The organism is Psychromonas algarum (assembly GCF_004376845.1).
Classification (GTDB): Bacteria; Pseudomonadota; Gammaproteobacteria; order Enterobacterales; family Psychromonadaceae; genus Psychromonas.
In genome coordinates, this window is the sequence record NZ_SNUW01000002.1 from 216,701 (window position 1) to 235,441 (window position 18,741).

Here is an 18,741-nt window from a genome sequence, read left to right on the forward strand (position 1 = left end):
TTGCCTTCTATTTAACCTATTAATAAATGTTTTATACAGTGATTTTTATAATTAATGATAAATATTTGCGGTAAATCTCGTGAAAAATAGTATTGCAAATAATAAAAAGGTTCATTTAACTTAAAAAATTTAACTCTAAAGTCTATTTTATAATGGTAAAATATTGTGACTATATAATGTATAAAAATGAAGTTGATATTCAAATTTACATTTTTTGCAATAATTCAATAGTAATCCCCAAGGAGTTTCAATGAAAGTGACCATAGCATCCCTTTTGCTATCAATGCTTATTTTGACAAGTGTTTATTCCTTTGCCGCTTTACCTGCAGCAATTAATGGCAAGGCCTTACCCACCCTCGCCCCTTTGATTCAAAAAGTAAGTCCTGCCGTTGTTGATATTTCCGTTTCAGGCTCAAACACTAATGACTTATTAGATTTTATACAGCCAACACCGTCACCTACTTTTTCAGGGCTTGGTTCTGGTGTGATCATTGATGCAGATAATGGCTATATTGTGACTAATTATCATGTTATTGAAAATGCAGATAAAATTATGATCACACTCATTTCGGGCCATCAATACATGGCAAGGGTTATTGGCCAAGATCCTAAAAGTGATATTGCATTATTGCAGATCAAAAGCAGACAACCATTAACAGCAATTAAGTTTGCAAATTCAGATAAATTACAAGTAGGTGATTTCACCATCGCAATCGGGAACCCATTTGGTTTAGGACAAACCGTAACATCAGGTATTGTCAGTGCATTAGGACGAAGTGGGTTAAATTTAGAAAACCTAGAAAATTATATTCAAACAGATGCTGCTATTAATAGCGGCAATTCTGGAGGGGCATTATTAAATTTAAAAGGTGAATTAATTGGCATCAATACCGCTTTATTGGGTCCTAATGGGGGAAATATTGGTATTGCTTTCGCTATTCCAGCAAACATGGTAAAAAACCTATCAATGCAACTATTAGAATACGGAGAGATCCGTCGTGGCATATTAGGTATAAAAGGTGGAGAAATAACACCAGAGCTAGCCAAAAATTTGGCAATTGATGTTACTCAAGGAGCATTTATTTACCAAGTCAGTGCTAATTCAGCAGCAGATAAGGCAGGCTTAAAAGCTGGCGATGTAATTACCGCCATTGACGGAACAAAAATAAAGTCATTTGCAGCACTACGAGCAAAAATAGGAACACTAAGTGCAGGAAAAACAGTTTATTTAGAACTCGTTCGAGGCAATAAAGCAAAAACAGTAGAAGTTATATTAGGTGGTAGCAAGCCTCAAAAACAAGAATTAACGCAGGCTTATACTCAAATACCCATTGCCTTTGAAGGTGTTGTTTTAAAAAATTCAGAAAAAGATCAAGCCGTGCCAGGACTTAATATTATAAAAGTAGAAAAAAATTCAATGGCAAATCAATTAGGTTTGAAGGCTGGTGATATTATTATTTCAGTTAATAGAACACATATTCGTAATAAAAAGCAGTTATTTTCTTTGCTTAACGATACTCAAGAAACATTAGCTTTAAATATAATGCGCAATAATCGACCGATTTATATTATATTGAACTGAAATCCAATAAAAAAACGTAAAAAATGACATAAATAGGCATTTAACTAAGATTTATTGATTATAAATCATTTTTTATTCCAATATTTCTTGTAAAATATGCGCCATTATACAGAAATGTAATTTTTTTAATTAAACTTGTGAAATATAACACTATTACTTTTGGAGAAAAGACGGTGAGAAAAACTAAAATTGTATGTACGATAGGTCCAAAATCAGAATCTAAAGAAATGTTATCAAAATTAGTTGATAATGGCATGAACGTTATGCGTCTTAACTTCTCTCACGGTGACTTCGTAGAACACGGTACTCGTATTACACGTATTCGTGAAATCTGCGAAGAAACTGGTAAAAACGTTGCTGTGCTTTTAGATACTAAAGGTCCTGAAATCCGTACTGTAAAATTAGAAAACGGTGATGACGTATTACTAAAAGCTGGTCAAGAATTTACTCTTTCTACAGACCAAACAGTTGTTGGTAACAACACAATCGTTGCTGTAACTTACGAAGACTTAACTAAAGATCTTGCAGTAGGTAACACTGTATTATTAGACGATGGTCTAATCGAAATGACAGTTAAAAGCATTACAGATACAAACGTTGTTTGTGAAGTAATGAACACTGGTGAGCTAGGCGAAAACAAAGGTGTTAACTTACCTGGTGTTAAAGTTCAACTTCCAGCACTATCTCCAAAAGATAAAGGCGATTTAGTATTTGGTTGTGAGCAACAAGTAGACTTTATTGCTGCATCATTCATTCGTAAGAAAGAAGATGTATTAGAAATTCGTGAGCTATTAAAAGCAAACGGCGGCGAAAACATCCAAATCATCTCTAAAATTGAAAACCAAGAAGGTGTTGATAACTTTGATGAAATCTTAGCTGTTTCAGATGCAATCATGGTTGCTCGTGGTGACTTAGGTGTTGAAATCGCAGTTGAAGAAGTAATCTTCGCACAAAAAATGATGATTGAAAAAGCAAACAAAGCACGTAAACCAGTTATTACTGCAACACAAATGCTTGATTCAATGATCAAAAACCCTCGTCCAACTCGTGCTGAAGCGGGTGATGTTGCAAATGCAATCATCGATGGTACTGATGCTGTAATGCTTTCAGGTGAATCTGCTAAAGGTAAATACCCTGCAGAAGCTGTAGAAATTATGGCAACTATCTGTAAGCGTACAGATAGCATCATCCCATCAAAAACTGATGAGAAAGAAGCAGATCTACGTATTACTGAAGCAATCTGTAGCGGTGCTGTTAAAAATGCAGAGCAATTGGGTGCTAAATTAGTTATTGTTGCAACTGAAGCTGGCAAATCAGCTCGTTCAGTTCGTAAATACTTCCCAACTATGCCTATCCTAGCATTAACAAGTAACGCTAAAACACGTCAACAGTTAGCATTAACTAAAGGTGTTTCAGCTAAAGTTATCGACCAACAAGAATCGATGGAAGATTTCTACAAGCTAGGTATGGACTTAGCTAAAGAACAAGGTTTAGTCGTTGCTGGTGATAAAGTAGTAATGGTTACAGGTGCACTAGTTGCTTCTGGTACAACTAACACTTCTTCTGTACACGTAATTTCTTAACACTAAGCTGTTATTAACAGCTTAAATAAGAATTCTAGTATTTATAAAACATCGCTTTCGAGCGGTGTTTTTTTTGCTTGAAGAATAGTTGTTTGAAAGTTATTTTCCTCCTTTGCATGCTTTTCTATATACTAAGCTTCCATTTTATATTCATCATCTATTGATAAAATTATATGAAGCTAAAGTATTTTCTAAATTATTTAATTAAACCTACTTTGTGGGGATTGGCGCTTGCAGCTATTTTTATTTATAGTCCAATCGTATATAAAAATTTAACCAATAAAAGTGCATATTTACCTGCCATTATTAGCTATTCAGATGCCGTAAAAAAATCAGCACCTTCTGTAGTAAATATTTATTCACAGCAATATATAAATTCAAGTGTCGGTGCAAAACAACAGTTACAGCCAACAGGTTTAGGATCTGGCATTATTCTTGACGCACATGGTTACATATTGACCAACTATCATGTTATTTCCCAAGCAGATAAAATTTTAATTGCTTTACAAGATGGGCGTTTATTTACTGCAAATATTATTGGCAGTGATGAAATAACCGATCTTGCTGTATTGCAAATTGATGGTAAAAATTTACCTGTCATGCCACAAAACCCTAATTATGTACCAGAGATAGGAGATCTTGTGCTCGCTATTGGCAACCCTTACAATCTAGGACAAACTATTACTCAGGGAGTTATCAGTGCAACTGGCCGCAATGGAATGAGTGCAACAGGTAGACAAGACTTTATTCAAACAGATGCTGCAATTAATGAAGGTAATTCAGGAGGAGCACTAGTCAACAGCAGAGGTGAATTAGTCGGAATCAATACTTCAGAATTTAATGCGGGAGATCATAAAATAACGTATGGTATTAGCTTTGCTATCCCCTACCAGTTAGCACGTCATGTAATGCAAAGTCTGATTAGAGATGGTCGAGTTATTCGGGGTTCGTTAGGCATTGAAGCTGAAAACTTAGATCCTTTATTAGCTCGTTTATGGGGATTGGAAGCTAAAAACAGCATTATAGTGAAGAAAATAACACCTGATGGACCCGCTGATATAGCAGGCATGCAGAAAAACGATATCATCTTGAAAATTGATGGAAAAGATGCAGTTAACTTGATCGTGACAATAGATAAAATAGCCAAATTTAAGCCTGGAACAGATATAAAAATAACCATTTTAAGGGAAGGTAAAGAGCAAGTGCTCGATGTTGTTATTGGAGAATTACAACGCTAAAAAATTAATTATTGTGTAACTACTTAGTAGTAAAAATTAAGCATAAAAAAAGAAAGCCTCAACTTTCTTTTTTTATGGGATAAGCAAACATTTTAAATTTACGACTCTATACGTCGCATTTTTGCGCCTAGAGGGATCAACTTATCTTCAATCGCTTCATAACCACGATCGATATGATAAATTTCATCTACAATTGTTTCACCTTGAGCAATTAGACCGGCAATAACTAAACTTGCTGAAGCACGTAAATCAGTAGCCATTACTGTAGCGCCACTTAATTTATCATTGTCTCCACAAATAGCTAGATTACCATCTAATTCAATATTCGCGCCCATGCGTATTAATTCAGGAACATGCATAAAACGGTTCTCAAAGATATTTTCTTTGATACGTCCAGTTCCAGGAGCAACAGTATTCAACAAAGTAAATTGTGCTTGCATATCAGTAGGAAAAGCAGGATGTGGAGCTGTAGTAATATTAACAGACTTTAAATCTCGGCCAGTCATATCTACTTCAATCCAATCATCGCCTGTCGTCACTAATGCTCCAGCTTCTTCTAGTTTCGATAATACAGCTGTTAATAGGGTCGGATCTGTTTTAACACAACGAACTTTACCGCCGCTAACTACACCCGCGACTAAAAAAGTACCCGTTTCAATACGATCAGGTTGAACTTGATAAGTACAATCACCTAATTTTTCAACACCTTCAATAGTAATAGTGTCGCTACCAGCACCAGATATTTTACCGCCCATACCATTAATGAAATTAGCTAAATCAACAATTTCAGGTTCTTTAGCTGCATTTTCGATAGTTGTGACACCTTCAGCAAGTGCTGCAGCCATCATTAAATTACCAGTACCAGTTACACTGACAAGATCCATGTATAAATGGCAACCTTTTAAGCGACCATTAACACGTGCTTTAATAAAGCCATCTTCTACTTTAATTGTTGCACCCATTTGTTCTAAACCATGAATATGTAAATTCACAGGACGAGCACCAATTGCACAACCACCAGGAAGTGAGATGTCAGCCTCTCCAAAGCGAGCAACTAAAGGACCTAATGCTAAAATAGATGCACGCATACTTCTTACTAATTCATAAGAGGCGGTATAATTTTCTACGCCTTTAGCATTAATATGTACAGTATGATTTGTTTGACTTGCTGTTGCACCTAACTCACGTAATAGTTCGAGTGTAGTAGAGATATCTTTTAGCAGTGGTACATTGCTCAAATTGATATCACCTTCAGATAATAAAGTGGCAAATAGGATTGGTAATGCGGCATTTTTAGCCCCAGAAATAGTTACCTCACCATTTAACTGGCAGCCACCTTGAATAATAAATTGACCCATGAAAATTCCTATTAACAGACTAAATAAAGTGTTTTTGTTTTTGCCATTCATCTGGCGTTAATGCTTTGATTGTTAAAGCATGAATTGCATTTGTTGCAACATCATCAGCTAAATGAACTGAAATAGTTTGCTGCTTTTTAACACGGCTCATTCCAATAAACATATCACTCACAGCAATCACTTGAAAAGTGCCACTTTCACCCTTAACAATACAAACATCTAATGTTAATGCCTGTTCTAATTTTTCTTTAATTATTTCAGTATTCATAATAAACCACTATTTTTTCAAAAGGTTTTCTACACCGTGAAGCTCTATTAGAACTTATTATTTAACTACTATTGAATCAACAGCAGCATTCTATTTTTATATTCTTAGCAAACAAACAGAAGATATTTGTCATCATTTATTTTGCATTCAGTCTCATTGATTTTGATTAATTAATAGAATGTTTAACACCCTTAGTCGCTAAAACAACAAGACAGTTCCATTATTGTGACTACATTGTATTATTTATTTACATACTAAAATCAAGTTAGGCTATTGACCTATTTATTGCCGCGTATTCTAACAGGAATACTTACAACTTTCTTATCCTTAACGCTTTTATTGTTGCGTATTGTGACCGCAACAAATTAACAATCTCAATCTATTCGAGATAATCTTGATGAATTCAATGAAAAATGAAACGACAGTCTAATTAGTCCACCAATAAAGGCAATTATTAATCAATAATAATCCTAGTGAAATAACAATTTCATCGGTAAAACTACCTAAACTGATTAAATATGAAGCAAAATAAAATGATTGTTATCTGTTATAACAAATTAGACTTACTATTGTGTCTATAATTATGCGATTAATAGCGCCATAAGTTATGTTTAAACTATTTAAAAATAAGCAGTCTTGTTATAATTCAGAGAAAATCTTCATATAAACAATGCTCGCGTTAATTTAAGCATTTTGATATTTTACTGTTACTCCATTCATATTTTAAAGAGCCAATAAATGATTGATACTCCCTATGGAAAAGTTAGCATTGATATTTTTGAACGAGCACAAAAAGTAAAATTATTTGTGTGCGATGTTGATGGTGTTTTTTCCGATGGAAGAATTTATATTGGCAATGATGGTGAAGAATTAAAAGCATTCCATACTAAAGATGGATTTGGTCTTAAAGCCATCATGCAACAAGGAATTGATGTCGCTATCATCACAGGACGACAATCAAATATTGTTGAAAATAGAATGAAAGCATTGGGTATTAAACATATTTTCCAAGGTAAAGATGATAAATTAACTGTTTATCAATCATTGCTTAAACAGTTAAACCTTAAGCCGGAACAAACTGCTTATATTGGTGATGATGTTGTTGATTTACCTGTAATGAAAATAGCAGGCTTAGGTATCGCAGTTAATGATGCTCATCCCATTGTTATTCAAGCGGCTGATTTTATTACAACAGTTAAAGGTGGGTTCGGTGCCGTACGTGAAGTTTGTGACTTATTTTTGCAATGTCATGACCAGCTTTCAATTACGCAAGGTAAAAGCGAATAAATGAACAAACGTAAAAGCATCCCATATATTGCTTTATTAATTGCTTTTCTTTTTTGGTTATATATTACACCAGAAGATGAAGTAATTATTCAGCCAGAACACCATCCTAGCTATATTGCTGATGATGTATTAAGTAATCATTATGATCTTGTAGGCTTTAATGATTACCGTGTTTTTGCTGATAAGATGACCAGTTATCCTGATAGTGACGTAACATTATTTGAATCACCAAAAGTCCTTGTTTATATCAAAGATAAAAATACTGATGCCGTAACTATTTGGCAATTGACCAGTAAAAAAGGCGCATTAAATGAGAAAAATAAATTATCACTCTCAGAAAAAGTATTAATTAAAAATTTAACAGAAGATCAATTAGTACAAACCATGGCAACGGAACAAGCAACCGTGATGCTTGATAGCAAAGAAATAACCAGCCAATTACAAGTACTTTGGACAGGACCACAAATGCAACAGCAAGGTGTTGGTATGTGGGCTTCAATGATAACAGAAGAAATGACACTTAATTCAAATATAGAAGCGGTATACCTTAATGAAACTAAATAAACTAGCAGTCTTACTTATTATCTCAGTGTTGAGTAGCAACGGTTTAGCATTAGAATCTGATTTTGATCAGCCAATTCATGTGTCCTCTGTAAAACAACACGCACAAATGAAAACAAATACCATCACTTTTACTAATGAAGTGATACTAACTCAAGGCTCTATTAAAATTACAGCGGATAAACTAACTGTTATTCGAGGTAGTAAACCTAATCATGAAATCATGATTGCAGAAGGTAATGTTGCAACCTTTTACCAAACACAAGATGATGGTAAACCACTTGATGCAGAAGCCAACAAAATAACTTATAACGTGGCGGAAGGTAAAGTAACATTAACTAAGAATGCTCAAGTAAAACAATTAGATAGTCAGGTAAATGGGACTGAAATTGTTTATCTTCTAGGTACACAAGAACTGAATGTAGCAACTGATAGAAGTAAAAAAGAACGTGTCCAAACCGTCTTTTTACCAGCTCAATTTCAAAAAGATAAAAGCGAAGAAAAAAATAACAGCTCTTCTTCTGAAAAAAATAAAGAGAAATAATCAATATGGCTGAATTACGCGCAACAGGTTTAGTTAAAAGTTATAAAGGCCGTACCGTAGTAAATGGTGTTGGTTTAACCGTTAAAACAGGCGAAATAGTTGGCTTATTAGGTCCAAATGGAGCAGGAAAAACCACTTCATTTTATATGGTTGTTGGCTTAGTTAAGCAAGATGAAGGGACTATCATCATCGATGACGAAGATATTTCCAATAATCCCATGCATATTCGAGCACAAAAAGGGATCGGCTATTTACCACAAGAAGCCTCAATTTTTCGTCGCCTTACCGTGACTGAAAATATTATGGGGATCCTACAAAGTCGTAAAGAATTAACTCAAAAACAACGAGATGAAAAACTAAATACGTTATTAGAAGATTTCCATATTACGCATATTCGTAATAATAAAGGGATGAGTTTATCGGGTGGAGAACGTCGACGTGTTGAAATTGCACGAGCGTTAGCGACTGAACCTAAATTTATTCTATTAGATGAACCTTTTGCTGGTGTTGATCCTATTTCAGTTATTGATATTAAAAATATCATCCAACAACTTCGTGATCGAGGCTTGGGAGTATTAATCACCGACCATAATGTACGCGAAACATTAGATGTTTGTGAACACTCTTATATAGTAAGTCATGGAGAAATAATTGCCGTTGGTACACAAGATGAAATACTTTCAAATGATCATGTAAAACGTGTTTATCTTGGTGAAGAATTTAAACTTTAGCTCCCTTCTTTTTTTAAAGAACAATAAGTTCTAGGAATATATGTTTTGATGAAACAAGGTTTACAATTGAAAATGGGTCAGCACTTAGCAATGACCCCTCAATTACAACAAGCAATAAAGTTACTACAGCTTTCAACCTTAGAATTACAACAAGAGATTCAAAACGCATTAGACTCCAATCCATTATTGGAACAAGACGATCAAACCAGTTCAGAAAATAGCATAGAAGAAAAAGATAGTAGTCAAATTGACACTTCAGATGCACTTACTCAGCAAGAATTTTCAGATGATTTGCCCGCAGAAAAAGAGTGGGAAGAGTCTTATACGTCGACTCCAATCACCAACACAAACTCTAGTGCTGCAGCGTATGAAGGCGAAGATACCGTTTACCAAGGTGAATCATCAACTTCTTTGCAGGATCATCTATTATGGCAAATGCAATTAACACCTTTTACTGAAACAGACCAAGTTATCGCAATGGCTATTATTGATTCCATTGATGATTCTGGTTATCTAACAACTGACTGTGAAAACATTTTAGAAAGTCTGCAAAATGACTTAGAAGATTTAGAATTAGACGAAGTTGAAGTGGTATTAAAACGTATTCAACATTTTGACCCTTTAGGGGTTGCAGCTCGCTCTACACAAGAATGTTTACAAATCCAACTTCAACAGCTTCCTTCAACAACGCCATGGCGCGACGAAGCAATATTAATACTTGAACAATACATGGACTTGCTAGGCAACAGAGATTACCGAACACTTGCGAGAAAAAGTAAATTTAAAGAAACTCAACTTTCTGACATTATGCGCTTAATTCAAAGCTTAGAACCTCGTCCAGGTAATAGAGTGGAAAGTACTGAAGCGCAATACATTATTCCCGATGTTTATGTTAAAAAAATTAATGGGCAATGGAGAGTTTCTTTAAACCAAGATTGTGATCCTAATTTATCAATTAATCAGCAATATGCAGACCTATGTAATAGCTCAATTAGCAAAACTGACTCACAATTTATTAAAGGTCACTTACAAGAAGCAAAATGGTTTATTAAAAGCTTAGAAAGTCGAAACGAAACCTTATTGAAAGTATCAAACTGTATTGTTCAACAACAGCAAGCTTTCTTTGAATATGGCGACGAATCCATGAAACCAATGGTATTAAATGACGTCGCTTTAGAAGTAGAAATGCATGAATCAACCATTTCACGTGTAACAACTCAAAAGTTTATGCACACGCCACGTGGAATTTATGAATTAAAATTCTTTTTTTCAAGTCACGTTGCTACCGATGGAGGTGGTGAATGTTCATCTACAGCAATTCGAGCATTAATCAAAAAATTAGTGGCTGCTGAGCCAACAAATAAACCGTTAAGTGATAATAAAATAACACAATTATTAGAAGATAGAGGTATTCAAGTCGCACGTCGTACTATTGCAAAATACCGAGAATCATTAGGAATTCCCCCTTCTAATCAACGTAAACAGTTACTGTAAATCTTGACTAATATTAAGAAAATTGAGATTAACTATAGTCATTTAGTAGTAACCTGCTAAACTCGCGCCTTCATTAAATACAGTTAAAATATATTATGAAAATTTCTACTCTACTAAACAAAGACTCAGTATTTTGTAAAACACCTTGCACGAGTAAAAAAGGTATTTTAGAAAAGATTAGTCATATTGCAGCTAAAAAATTAAATTTAGAAGCACAAGATTTATTCGAAAGTTTAATCGCACGTGAAAAAATTGGCTCTACAGGTGTAGGATCAGGTATTGCGATCCCACATGTAAAAATTTCTAGTGAACTTCCGGCTACTGCAATATTTTTGCAATGTGAATGTGCTATTGATTATGATGCTTATGATGGTAATAAAGTAGACATCTTATTTGCTATTTTTGTGCCAGAAGATCTTTGCAAAGAATATCTTTCTGCATTATCTGAAATTAGTCAAAAGTTATTAGATAAACAATTTCTACGTCAATTACGCAGTGCACAAACTAATGACGAATTATTTGAGTTATTAACTATTTAAGAGGGATCCACATGAAATTAATTGTTATCAGCGGCCGTTCAGGATCAGGAAAAACAATTGCTCTTCATGTGCTCGAAGATTTAGGTTATGACTGCATCGATGGCGTTCCATATCAATTATTAGAACAATTAATTGATACCGTTCATCCTGAAAATAATAAAGTTGCAGTTAGTTTAGATATTCGTAATATGCCTACCGAAGTTGATGCTATAAAACAACTTATCCAGTCATTACAAAATAAAGTCGAACTAGAAATTATTTATATCGATGCTTTAACCAGTGAGTTAATCCGCCGCTATAGCGAAACTCGACGTTTACACCCTCTTTCAAAACAAAGGCTATCATTATCCCAAGCCTTAGAATTAGAAAATGAAATATTAGCCCCATTAAAAGAGATGGCGGCCTTTTCAATTGATACCACATCATTATCCGTCCATAACTTAAATGAACATTTAAAAATATACTTACAGGGTTCAAGTAAAAGCGAACTATTAGTTATTTTTCAATCTTTTGGTTTTAAACATATACACCCTGAAGATGCCGATTATATTTTTGATGTACGCTTTTTACCCAATCCTTATTGGGAAAAAGATTTAAAAGCTTATTCAGGTAAAGACAAGCTTATTCAAGATTATTTAAATGCATTTCCATTAGTTAAAGAAACAATTACTAATATAGAAAACTTATTTTTAACTTGGTTACCACACTTAGAACAAAATAATCGTAATTATGTCACCATTGCTATTGGTTGTACCGGTGGTAGGCATCGTTCTGTTTATATAACCGAGCAGATAGCGGCTCGCTTTAAACATAAATACAAAGTACAAATTGAACACAAATGCTTAAAGGAGTGATTCCTATTGGATATCATTAAACAAACAATTACAATACAAAACAAGTTAGGGTTACATACACGCGCAACCATTAAACTAGTTGAATTAGTTAATGCTTTTGATGCACAGATAATTATTACACATAATGGTAAACAAGCTGATGCTGGTAGTGTTTTAGGTTTATTAGTATTAGAAACTTGTTTTGGCCAAGAAATTGAGATTGAAGCCAAAGGTATTCAAGCAAAACAAGCAATGTTAGCGGTCACTCAATTAATTGAAAATAAATTTCTAGAAGAAGAATAATATTAGGAGTGAAAATGCTGGAAAATACTGACATTGATAATACCCAGCTACGACTTCAAGAAGTTAATCAGGCACTTGACCATGGGATGTTTGTTTTAGCCCGTAGCATTTTAGACAAAATGCCTGCTTGTGATGTCGCCTTTTTACTCGAATCCTCCCCTCCTGCTAACCGTAAAGTTCTATGGAACTTAACTGACCATGATCAACATGGTGAAATCCTAGAAGAATTAAATGAAGATGCTAAAGATGGCATCATTGATTTAATGGGAACAGAAAATCTAGTAGCAGCTACCGAAGGTATGGAAACTGATGGTTTAGCCTATGTCCTTCGCGGTATTCCTGAAGATGTTTATCAAGCTGTATTAGAGCAAATGGATGCGCAAGACAGGCATCGAGTTGAGCTTGCATTAGCATTTCCAGAAGACACGGCCGGTTCAATGATGAACACGGACACAATCACCTTGCGTCCCGATGTAACCATTGAAGTAGTATTACGTTATTTACGTTTAAAAGGTTCATTGCCTGACACCACAGATACGTTATATGTGGTTAATGCTGATAATAAATTAATTGGTAACGTACCTTTATCGACATTATTAACAGTTGACCCGATTTCTCTTGTCGGCGATGTAATGAACCATAAAACAGAAGCACTACAAGTATTAATGGAAGAAGGTGAAATAGTTAAGCTATTTGAACGACACGATTGGATTTCAGCTCCTGTTATTGATGAAAATAAACACCTTTTGGGCCGTATTACTATCGATGATGTGGTAGATATCATTCGTGAAAATGCCGAACACTCTATGATGGGTATGGCAGGTATGGATGACGATGAAGATACTTTTGCTCCCATTTTACCTAGTGCAAAGCGCCGTACTGTTTGGTTATCAGTTAATCTTATAGCAGCTTTTATTGCAGCTTCAGTATCCAATATGTTTGAAGCAACTTTAGAACAAGTAGCTACTCTCGCAGTATTAATGACTATCGTACCAAGTATGGGAGGAATTGCAGGTAATCAAACACTTGCATTAGTTATTCGAGGGCTTGCCGTAGGCCATATCAGCAGTAGTAATACTCGTTGGTTAATTGGTAAAGAAGCGGCGATTGGTATTTTAAATGGCATGATATGGGCAGTTTTAGTCGCCACTGCGGTTGTACTTTGGAAAGACAATTTACAATTAGGCTTTATTATCGCGGGAGCAATGTTTATTAATTTATCAATTGCAGGCATTGCTGGTGTTTGTATTCCACTCATTATGAATAAATACAAAATAGATCCTGCATTAGCAGGCGGAATGGCATTAACAACGGTTACTGATGTTATTGGTTTATTTTCATTCTTAGGAATGGCAACTTTAGTCTTACGTCATTAAGATTATCCGCTTAGTTATCATTTAACTAAGCGGATAATCATACAAACAAGGTAGGCATTTTATATCAAATAAACGCCAACCAAGACTCTATTAAATTTAAAAAATCTTCTAATCCACACTCAGCTTGGATCTCTTGATCGTAAAAACTTAAATCATTAGCATCTTCTAAATCAGAATCTAAATCGTGCAAACTATGATTAATAATCTTTGCTTCTTCTATATTTAAATATAAACAAAATTCGCTACCAACTAACTTATAATCAGCTATTTCTCGCTTCTGCAATTGCTCAATGGTAACTAATAGAGCTTCAACCCATTCTTTCTTTTGTCCCTCTTGTTCTAACCAAGTGCCAAAAGCCTCATGCCCCATAGAGAGTTTCACTGCTGCTTTATCACTGAAATAGTCTTTTTTGAAATCAAATTCCATACCCTACTCTCGACATTAAATTAATAAGAGAAGTATAAACTAGGTTTACAACTTAGTGCATGAGTATTATGAAAGGATCAATAGAAATTTAGAACAAAAAAAAGCCCCGATATCAAAATCAGGGCTTTCACTATAACGACAGACTAATTAAGCATTAGCTGCAAGTTTTAACTCTGCAGAGGCAATAACATCTGTTGGTACTAATTCGTAAGCTGCTTGAGGTTTTAAAACCACATTAGATTTACTTGCAACCATTAGCATTTGTTTTAAACGGTTTGACTCAAAAGGTTTTAATAACAAACCTTGAACGTCTAATAAGCTATTTAACCCTAATAGTTCTCGCTGTACATCATGATGAGCATTTAAAATGCTAATATCAGCCGATGCTGATGTTTGGCCAGTACGAATTGATTTAATTAATTCAATACCGCTACACTCAGGTAATAATGCATCTACGATGATTAAATCGAAATCTTGAAGTGCAATTGAACGTTCAGCTTCAATTGTTGTTGCAACACCTTCAACATAAGAAACATTTAATGCTTCTAAGTGTTCAATTAATTGGATACGGTCTTCGGCAACATCTTCAACAATTAATACTTTCATATTAGTTATTGCGTTAGTTGTTGATTCACCTTGTACCATTGGAGATACAACATTTTCAGAGACACCTAGACCTTCCATACGAGCGATATAACCACGTTTAGGAATAGTTGAAATATTTAATCCGTGTAGACTTAATGTACCTACACTTTTACGTAACTGAGAAATATGTTGATTGATAGTATGATCGGTAACTAGTCGTCCCCAAACATGTTGGGCAAGATCTTCGCGAGTAACTACTGTATTTACATTTTTACATAAAAAATGTAAAAGTGAAGTACGTAAAGGGCCTAAATAAACTTTACGGCTACCGTGAATTAAACTGTTTTGGCTTGTATCAATGTGGAATTCGCCCACAACTAGACTTTTTTCTAACATAATAGTACCCATTTTAATTTGAAAAATTATGTTAATCTCAATGGATTAACTATTTTTTATTATTATTGGATCGCTTAAGCAATCTCTTATAATTAATGCGACTATTTTATCAAATTAAGATAAAAACACAAACTTATTCCATATATGTCATTATTTTATCATTGTTTTTTGTTCTAGATTAAGTTTTCCGCGATTAAAATAAAAAAAATGCACTTAGTTTACTTATTACAGTCTAATACGGCTCTCTAAAATAAATTAATAAACTAAATTAAACCTCTTTAATGACGATTACTTTATCAGTTGCAATCAATATTTACCTCAAAATAGCAGTATTTTTGATTAAACCTCATGAATTAGCCTATTTTATATATTCCTCATTAAATATGTAATTTACATCCAATCTATTTACAAAAAGCAACTCCACTATCCATACAAAAAGTGAAAATAATGGACTAATAACGCTTTTTTTTTAAAAAAAAAGCATGCAATTATTATTAATAAAGCACTAATAGCATCACAACTATTTATTGTATCGAACATAAATCACATGAATTGTGTTAATTTTATGTTAAATTAAGCAAATAATTAGTAGTGACTAGAAAATAAGGTAAACTACAGTCGAAATTTATCCTTGTTAATAATGCAATGTTATTAGCACATTATAGCTAGAGAGAGTTTTAAATGAGCCTATATTTAGAATACATCAAAGAAATTGAACATCGTAAAAATGATCTAGGATTGGCCCCTCTGCCAATTGATAGTGCTGAATTATTAGCTGAAATCATTACTCAAATTAAAGATCTAGAAAATGAGCATCGCGAAGACTCGCTTAATTTTTTCATCTATAACACTTTGCCAGGTACTACTAGCGCAGCAACTGCAAAAGCAGCATTTTTAAAAGAAATTATCCTAGCTGAATCGATAGTAAAAGAAATCACACCAGAATTTGCTTTTGAATTGTTATCACATATGAAAGGCGGTCCTTCAATCGAAGTACTTCTTGATTTAGCATTATCAGATGATTTGTCAGTAGCAACACCAGCCGCAGAAGTATTAAAAACCCAAGTATTCTTGTATGACGCCGATACAAGTCGCCTTGAAGCAGAATTTAAAGCAGGTAACGTTGTTGCTAAAGATATTCTTGAAAGTTACGCTCGTGCAGATTTCTTCACTAAGCTTCCTGATATTGCAGAAGAAATTGATGTAGTCACTTACATCGCAGGTGAAGGTGACATCTCTACCGATTTATTATCTCCTGGCAACCAAGCTCACTCTCGTTCAGACAGAGAGTTACACGGTAAATGCTTAATCTCTCCAGAAGCTCAACAAGAAATTCAAGATTTACAAAAACAACACCCAGGCAAAAAAGTAATGTTAATTGCTGAAAAAGGCACTATGGGTGTTGGTTCATCTCGTATGTCAGGTGTTAATAATGTTGCGTTATGGGCTGGTGAGCAAGCAAGCCCTTATATTCCATTCGTAAACTTTGCACCTGTTGTTGCTGGTACTAACGGTATTTCACCAATTTTCTTAACAACAGTTGGTGTAACTGGCGGTATCGGTTTAGACCTTAAAAATTGGGTTAAAAAGACAGATGCTGATGGTAAAACAATCCTTAATGAAAGTGGTGACCCTGTATTAGAGCAAGTTTACTCTGTAGAAACAGGTACTGTACTAACTATTAACACTAAAACGAAGAAACTATATAACGGTGACAAAGAACTGGTTGATGTATCTTCAGCTTTCACACCACAATCTGTAGAGTTCATGAAAGCCGGTGGTTCTTACGCAATTGTATTTGGTAAAAAACTACAAAGCTTTGCTGCTGAAACGCTGGGTGTACCACTAGAGTTAGTTTATGCACCATCTAAAGAAATCTCTCACGAAGGACAAGGTCTTACTGCAGTTGAAAAAATCTTCAATAAAAATGCTGTAGGTGTTTTATCTGATGCAGATCTTCATGCAGGATCAGATGTTCGTGTTACTGTAAATATTGTTGGTTCTCAAGATACTACGGGGTTAATGACTTCTCAAGAATTAGAGTCAATGGCGGCGATGGTTATCTCTCCAATTGTAGATGGCGCATACCAATCAGGTTGTCATACTGCTTCAGTATGGGATAGCAAAGCACAGGCGAACATTCCAAAACTAATGAGCTTCATGAATAAGTTTGGTTTGATCACTGCACGAGATCCTGAAGGTTTATATCCTGCGATGACGGATGTTATTCATAAAGTATTGAATGATATTACTGTTGACGATCAAGCTATCATCATTGGTGGTGATTCACATACTCGTATGTCTAAAGGTGTCGCATTTGGTGCCGATTCAGGTACGGTTGCATTAGCATTAGCAACAGGTGAAGCAACGATGCCAATCCCTGAGTCTGTGAAAGTGACTTTCAAAGGTAACATGAAGTCTTACATGGATTTCCGTGATGTGGTGCATGCAACGCAAGCACAAATGCTTAAGCAATTTGGTGATAACGTTTTCCAAGGGCGTGTCATTGAAGTACACATTGGTACATTATTAGCCGACCAAGCATTTACGTTTACAGACTGGACTGCAGAAATGAAAGCAAAAGCTTCTATTTGTATTTCAAATGATGAAACACTGGTTAAATCACTTGAGCTTGCTAAGAGTCGTATCCAAATAATGATCAATAAGGGTATGGAAAATAAAGCGAAAACACTTAATGGTTTAATCGCATTAGCAGACAAACGTATTCAAGAAATCACATCAGGTACTGTTCCTGCATTAACACCAGACGATAATGCTAAATACTTTGCAGAAGTTGTTGTAGACCTAGATCTTATAGATGAACCAATGGTTGCAGACCCTGATGTAAATAACGAAGATGTATCTAAGCGTTATACGCATGACGTTATTCGTCCAGTTTCATACTATAACGACAAGCCCGTTGATTTAGGTTTTGTTGGTTCTTGTATGGTTCACAAAGGTGATATGCAAATCATTGCGCAAATGTTGCGTAATATTGAAAAGCAGTACGGTAAAGTCGAATTTAAAGCGCCATTAGTCATTGCTCCACCAACATATAATATTGTTGATGAATTGAAAGCTGAAGGTGATTGGGAAATTTTACAAAAATACTCAGGCTTTGAGTTTGATGATGTTAATCCAAAAGGTGCTGCACGTACTAAATACGAAAACATTATGTATCTTGAACGCCCTGGTTGTAATTTATGTATGGGTAACCAAGAGAAAGCTGAACCTGGTGATACTGTTATTGCAACATCAACACGTTTATTTCAAGGTCGTGTTGTAGCAGATACAGCAGAGAAAAAAGGTGAATCATTACTTGGTTCAACACCTTTAGTTGTTCTTTCAACTGTATTAGGTCGTTTCCCTACAATCGAAGAATATAAAGCGGCTGTAGAAGGTATTAACTTAACTGACTTTATTCCACCAACAGAAGAAATGAGCACTAAGTTTGTTGGCAAAGCAGTACCAGTTAAAATGGTTTAAATAGTTACGACAGGACACTGTTTAAAGTAACAAATAAATAGAGGGTATTAATTTTGGCCGGTAAGGAAGCTTACCATCAGCTAAAATGAATACCCTCTTTTCGTTTAGTCTTTTACTCAATCAAGCAAATTCACTCTCACTTTAGCCTAT

General features: G+C 34.6%; 17 protein-coding genes. 13 read left to right on the forward strand and 4 right to left on the reverse strand.

The annotated features are described in order from the left end of the window. Window positions 1-250: 250 nt before the first annotated feature. The 3 genes from E2R68_RS01015 to degS all read left to right on the forward strand — a co-directional run bounded on the left by E2R68_RS01015 (window position 251) and on the right by degS (window position 4,403). A complete protein-coding gene (locus E2R68_RS01015; RefSeq protein WP_134275644.1) occupies window positions 251-1,582 on the forward strand; it encodes a Do family serine endopeptidase in 1,332 nt (443 codons plus the stop codon). Between the two features lie 173 nt (window positions 1,583-1,755). Continuing rightward, window positions 1,756-3,165, forward strand: a complete 1,410-nt coding sequence (pykF, locus tag E2R68_RS01020; RefSeq protein ID WP_134275645.1) for a pyruvate kinase PykF — start codon at window positions 1,756-1,758, stop codon at window positions 3,163-3,165. A gap of 173 nt (window positions 3,166-3,338) precedes the next feature. Next, entirely contained in the window at window positions 3,339-4,403 is a 1,065-nt protein-coding gene (degS, locus tag E2R68_RS01025) for an outer membrane-stress sensor serine endopeptidase DegS (RefSeq protein WP_134275646.1), read from the forward strand. Window positions 4,404-4,501: 98 nt separating this feature from the next. On the opposite strand, the gene murA is transcribed toward degS, so the two are convergent. Both murA and E2R68_RS01035 read right to left on the reverse strand, forming a co-directional pair. Then, window positions 4,502-5,761, reverse strand: coding sequence for a UDP-N-acetylglucosamine 1-carboxyvinyltransferase (gene murA, locus E2R68_RS01030; protein WP_134275647.1), 1,260 nt, complete (start codon window positions 5,759-5,761; stop codon window positions 4,502-4,504). Window positions 5,762-5,780: 19 nt separating this feature from the next. After that, window positions 5,781-6,029, reverse strand: coding sequence for a BolA family protein (locus E2R68_RS01035; protein ID WP_134275648.1), 249 nt, complete (start codon window positions 6,027-6,029; stop codon window positions 5,781-5,783). Window positions 6,030-6,767: 738 nt separating this feature from the next. On the opposite strand from E2R68_RS01035, the gene kdsC reads away from it, so the two are divergent. The 9 genes from kdsC to mgtE all read left to right on the forward strand — a co-directional run bounded on the left by kdsC (window position 6,768) and on the right by mgtE (window position 13,697). Further along, entirely contained in the window at window positions 6,768-7,316 is a 549-nt protein-coding gene (gene kdsC / locus E2R68_RS01040; RefSeq protein ID WP_134275649.1) for a 3-deoxy-manno-octulosonate-8-phosphatase KdsC, read from the forward strand. After that, a complete protein-coding gene (gene lptC / locus E2R68_RS01045; protein WP_134275650.1) occupies window positions 7,317-7,880 on the forward strand; it encodes an LPS export ABC transporter periplasmic protein LptC in 564 nt (187 codons plus the stop codon). It abuts the gene before it with no gap. After that, entirely contained in the window at window positions 7,867-8,421 is a 555-nt protein-coding gene (gene lptA, locus E2R68_RS01050; protein ID WP_134275651.1) for a lipopolysaccharide transport periplasmic protein LptA, read from the forward strand. Before lptC ends, lptA begins: the two co-directional genes overlap by 14 nt. A gap of 5 nt (window positions 8,422-8,426) precedes the next feature. Then, window positions 8,427-9,152, forward strand: coding sequence for an LPS export ABC transporter ATP-binding protein (gene lptB, locus E2R68_RS01055; protein WP_134275652.1), 726 nt, complete (start codon window positions 8,427-8,429; stop codon window positions 9,150-9,152). 48 nt (window positions 9,153-9,200) lie between these two features. After that, window positions 9,201-10,646, forward strand: a complete 1,446-nt coding sequence (locus E2R68_RS01060; RefSeq protein ID WP_134275653.1) for an RNA polymerase factor sigma-54 — start codon at window positions 9,201-9,203, stop codon at window positions 10,644-10,646. Between the two features lie 95 nt (window positions 10,647-10,741). Then, a complete protein-coding gene (ptsN, locus tag E2R68_RS01065) occupies window positions 10,742-11,185 on the forward strand; it encodes a PTS IIA-like nitrogen regulatory protein PtsN (protein ID WP_134275654.1) in 444 nt (147 codons plus the stop codon). Between the two features lie 11 nt (window positions 11,186-11,196). Further along, on the forward strand, window positions 11,197-12,039 hold the full coding sequence (rapZ, locus tag E2R68_RS01070; RefSeq protein ID WP_134275655.1) for an RNase adapter RapZ: 843 nt from the start codon (window positions 11,197-11,199) through the stop codon (window positions 12,037-12,039). 6 nt (window positions 12,040-12,045) lie between these two features. After that, complete coding sequence (locus tag E2R68_RS01075; RefSeq protein WP_134275656.1) at window positions 12,046-12,321, forward strand: HPr family phosphocarrier protein; 276 nt, start codon at window positions 12,046-12,048, stop codon at window positions 12,319-12,321. A gap of 14 nt (window positions 12,322-12,335) precedes the next feature. Beyond that, complete coding sequence (gene mgtE / locus E2R68_RS01080) at window positions 12,336-13,697, forward strand: magnesium transporter (protein WP_134275657.1); 1,362 nt, start codon at window positions 12,336-12,338, stop codon at window positions 13,695-13,697. Between the two features lie 64 nt (window positions 13,698-13,761). On the opposite strand, the gene E2R68_RS01085 is transcribed toward mgtE, so the two are convergent. Both E2R68_RS01085 and E2R68_RS01090 read right to left on the reverse strand, forming a co-directional pair. Beyond that, entirely contained in the window at window positions 13,762-14,124 is a 363-nt protein-coding gene (locus tag E2R68_RS01085) for a YacL family protein (RefSeq protein WP_134275658.1), read from the reverse strand. 147 nt (window positions 14,125-14,271) lie between these two features. Further along, complete coding sequence (locus tag E2R68_RS01090; protein WP_134275659.1) at window positions 14,272-15,105, reverse strand: winged helix-turn-helix domain-containing protein; 834 nt, start codon at window positions 15,103-15,105, stop codon at window positions 14,272-14,274. 681 nt (window positions 15,106-15,786) lie between these two features. Here E2R68_RS01090 and E2R68_RS01095 point away from each other — a divergent pair. Then, window positions 15,787-18,591, forward strand: a complete 2,805-nt coding sequence (locus tag E2R68_RS01095) for a bifunctional aconitate hydratase 2/2-methylisocitrate dehydratase (protein WP_134275660.1) — start codon at window positions 15,787-15,789, stop codon at window positions 18,589-18,591. The last annotated feature ends 150 nt before the right edge of the window (window positions 18,592-18,741 follow it).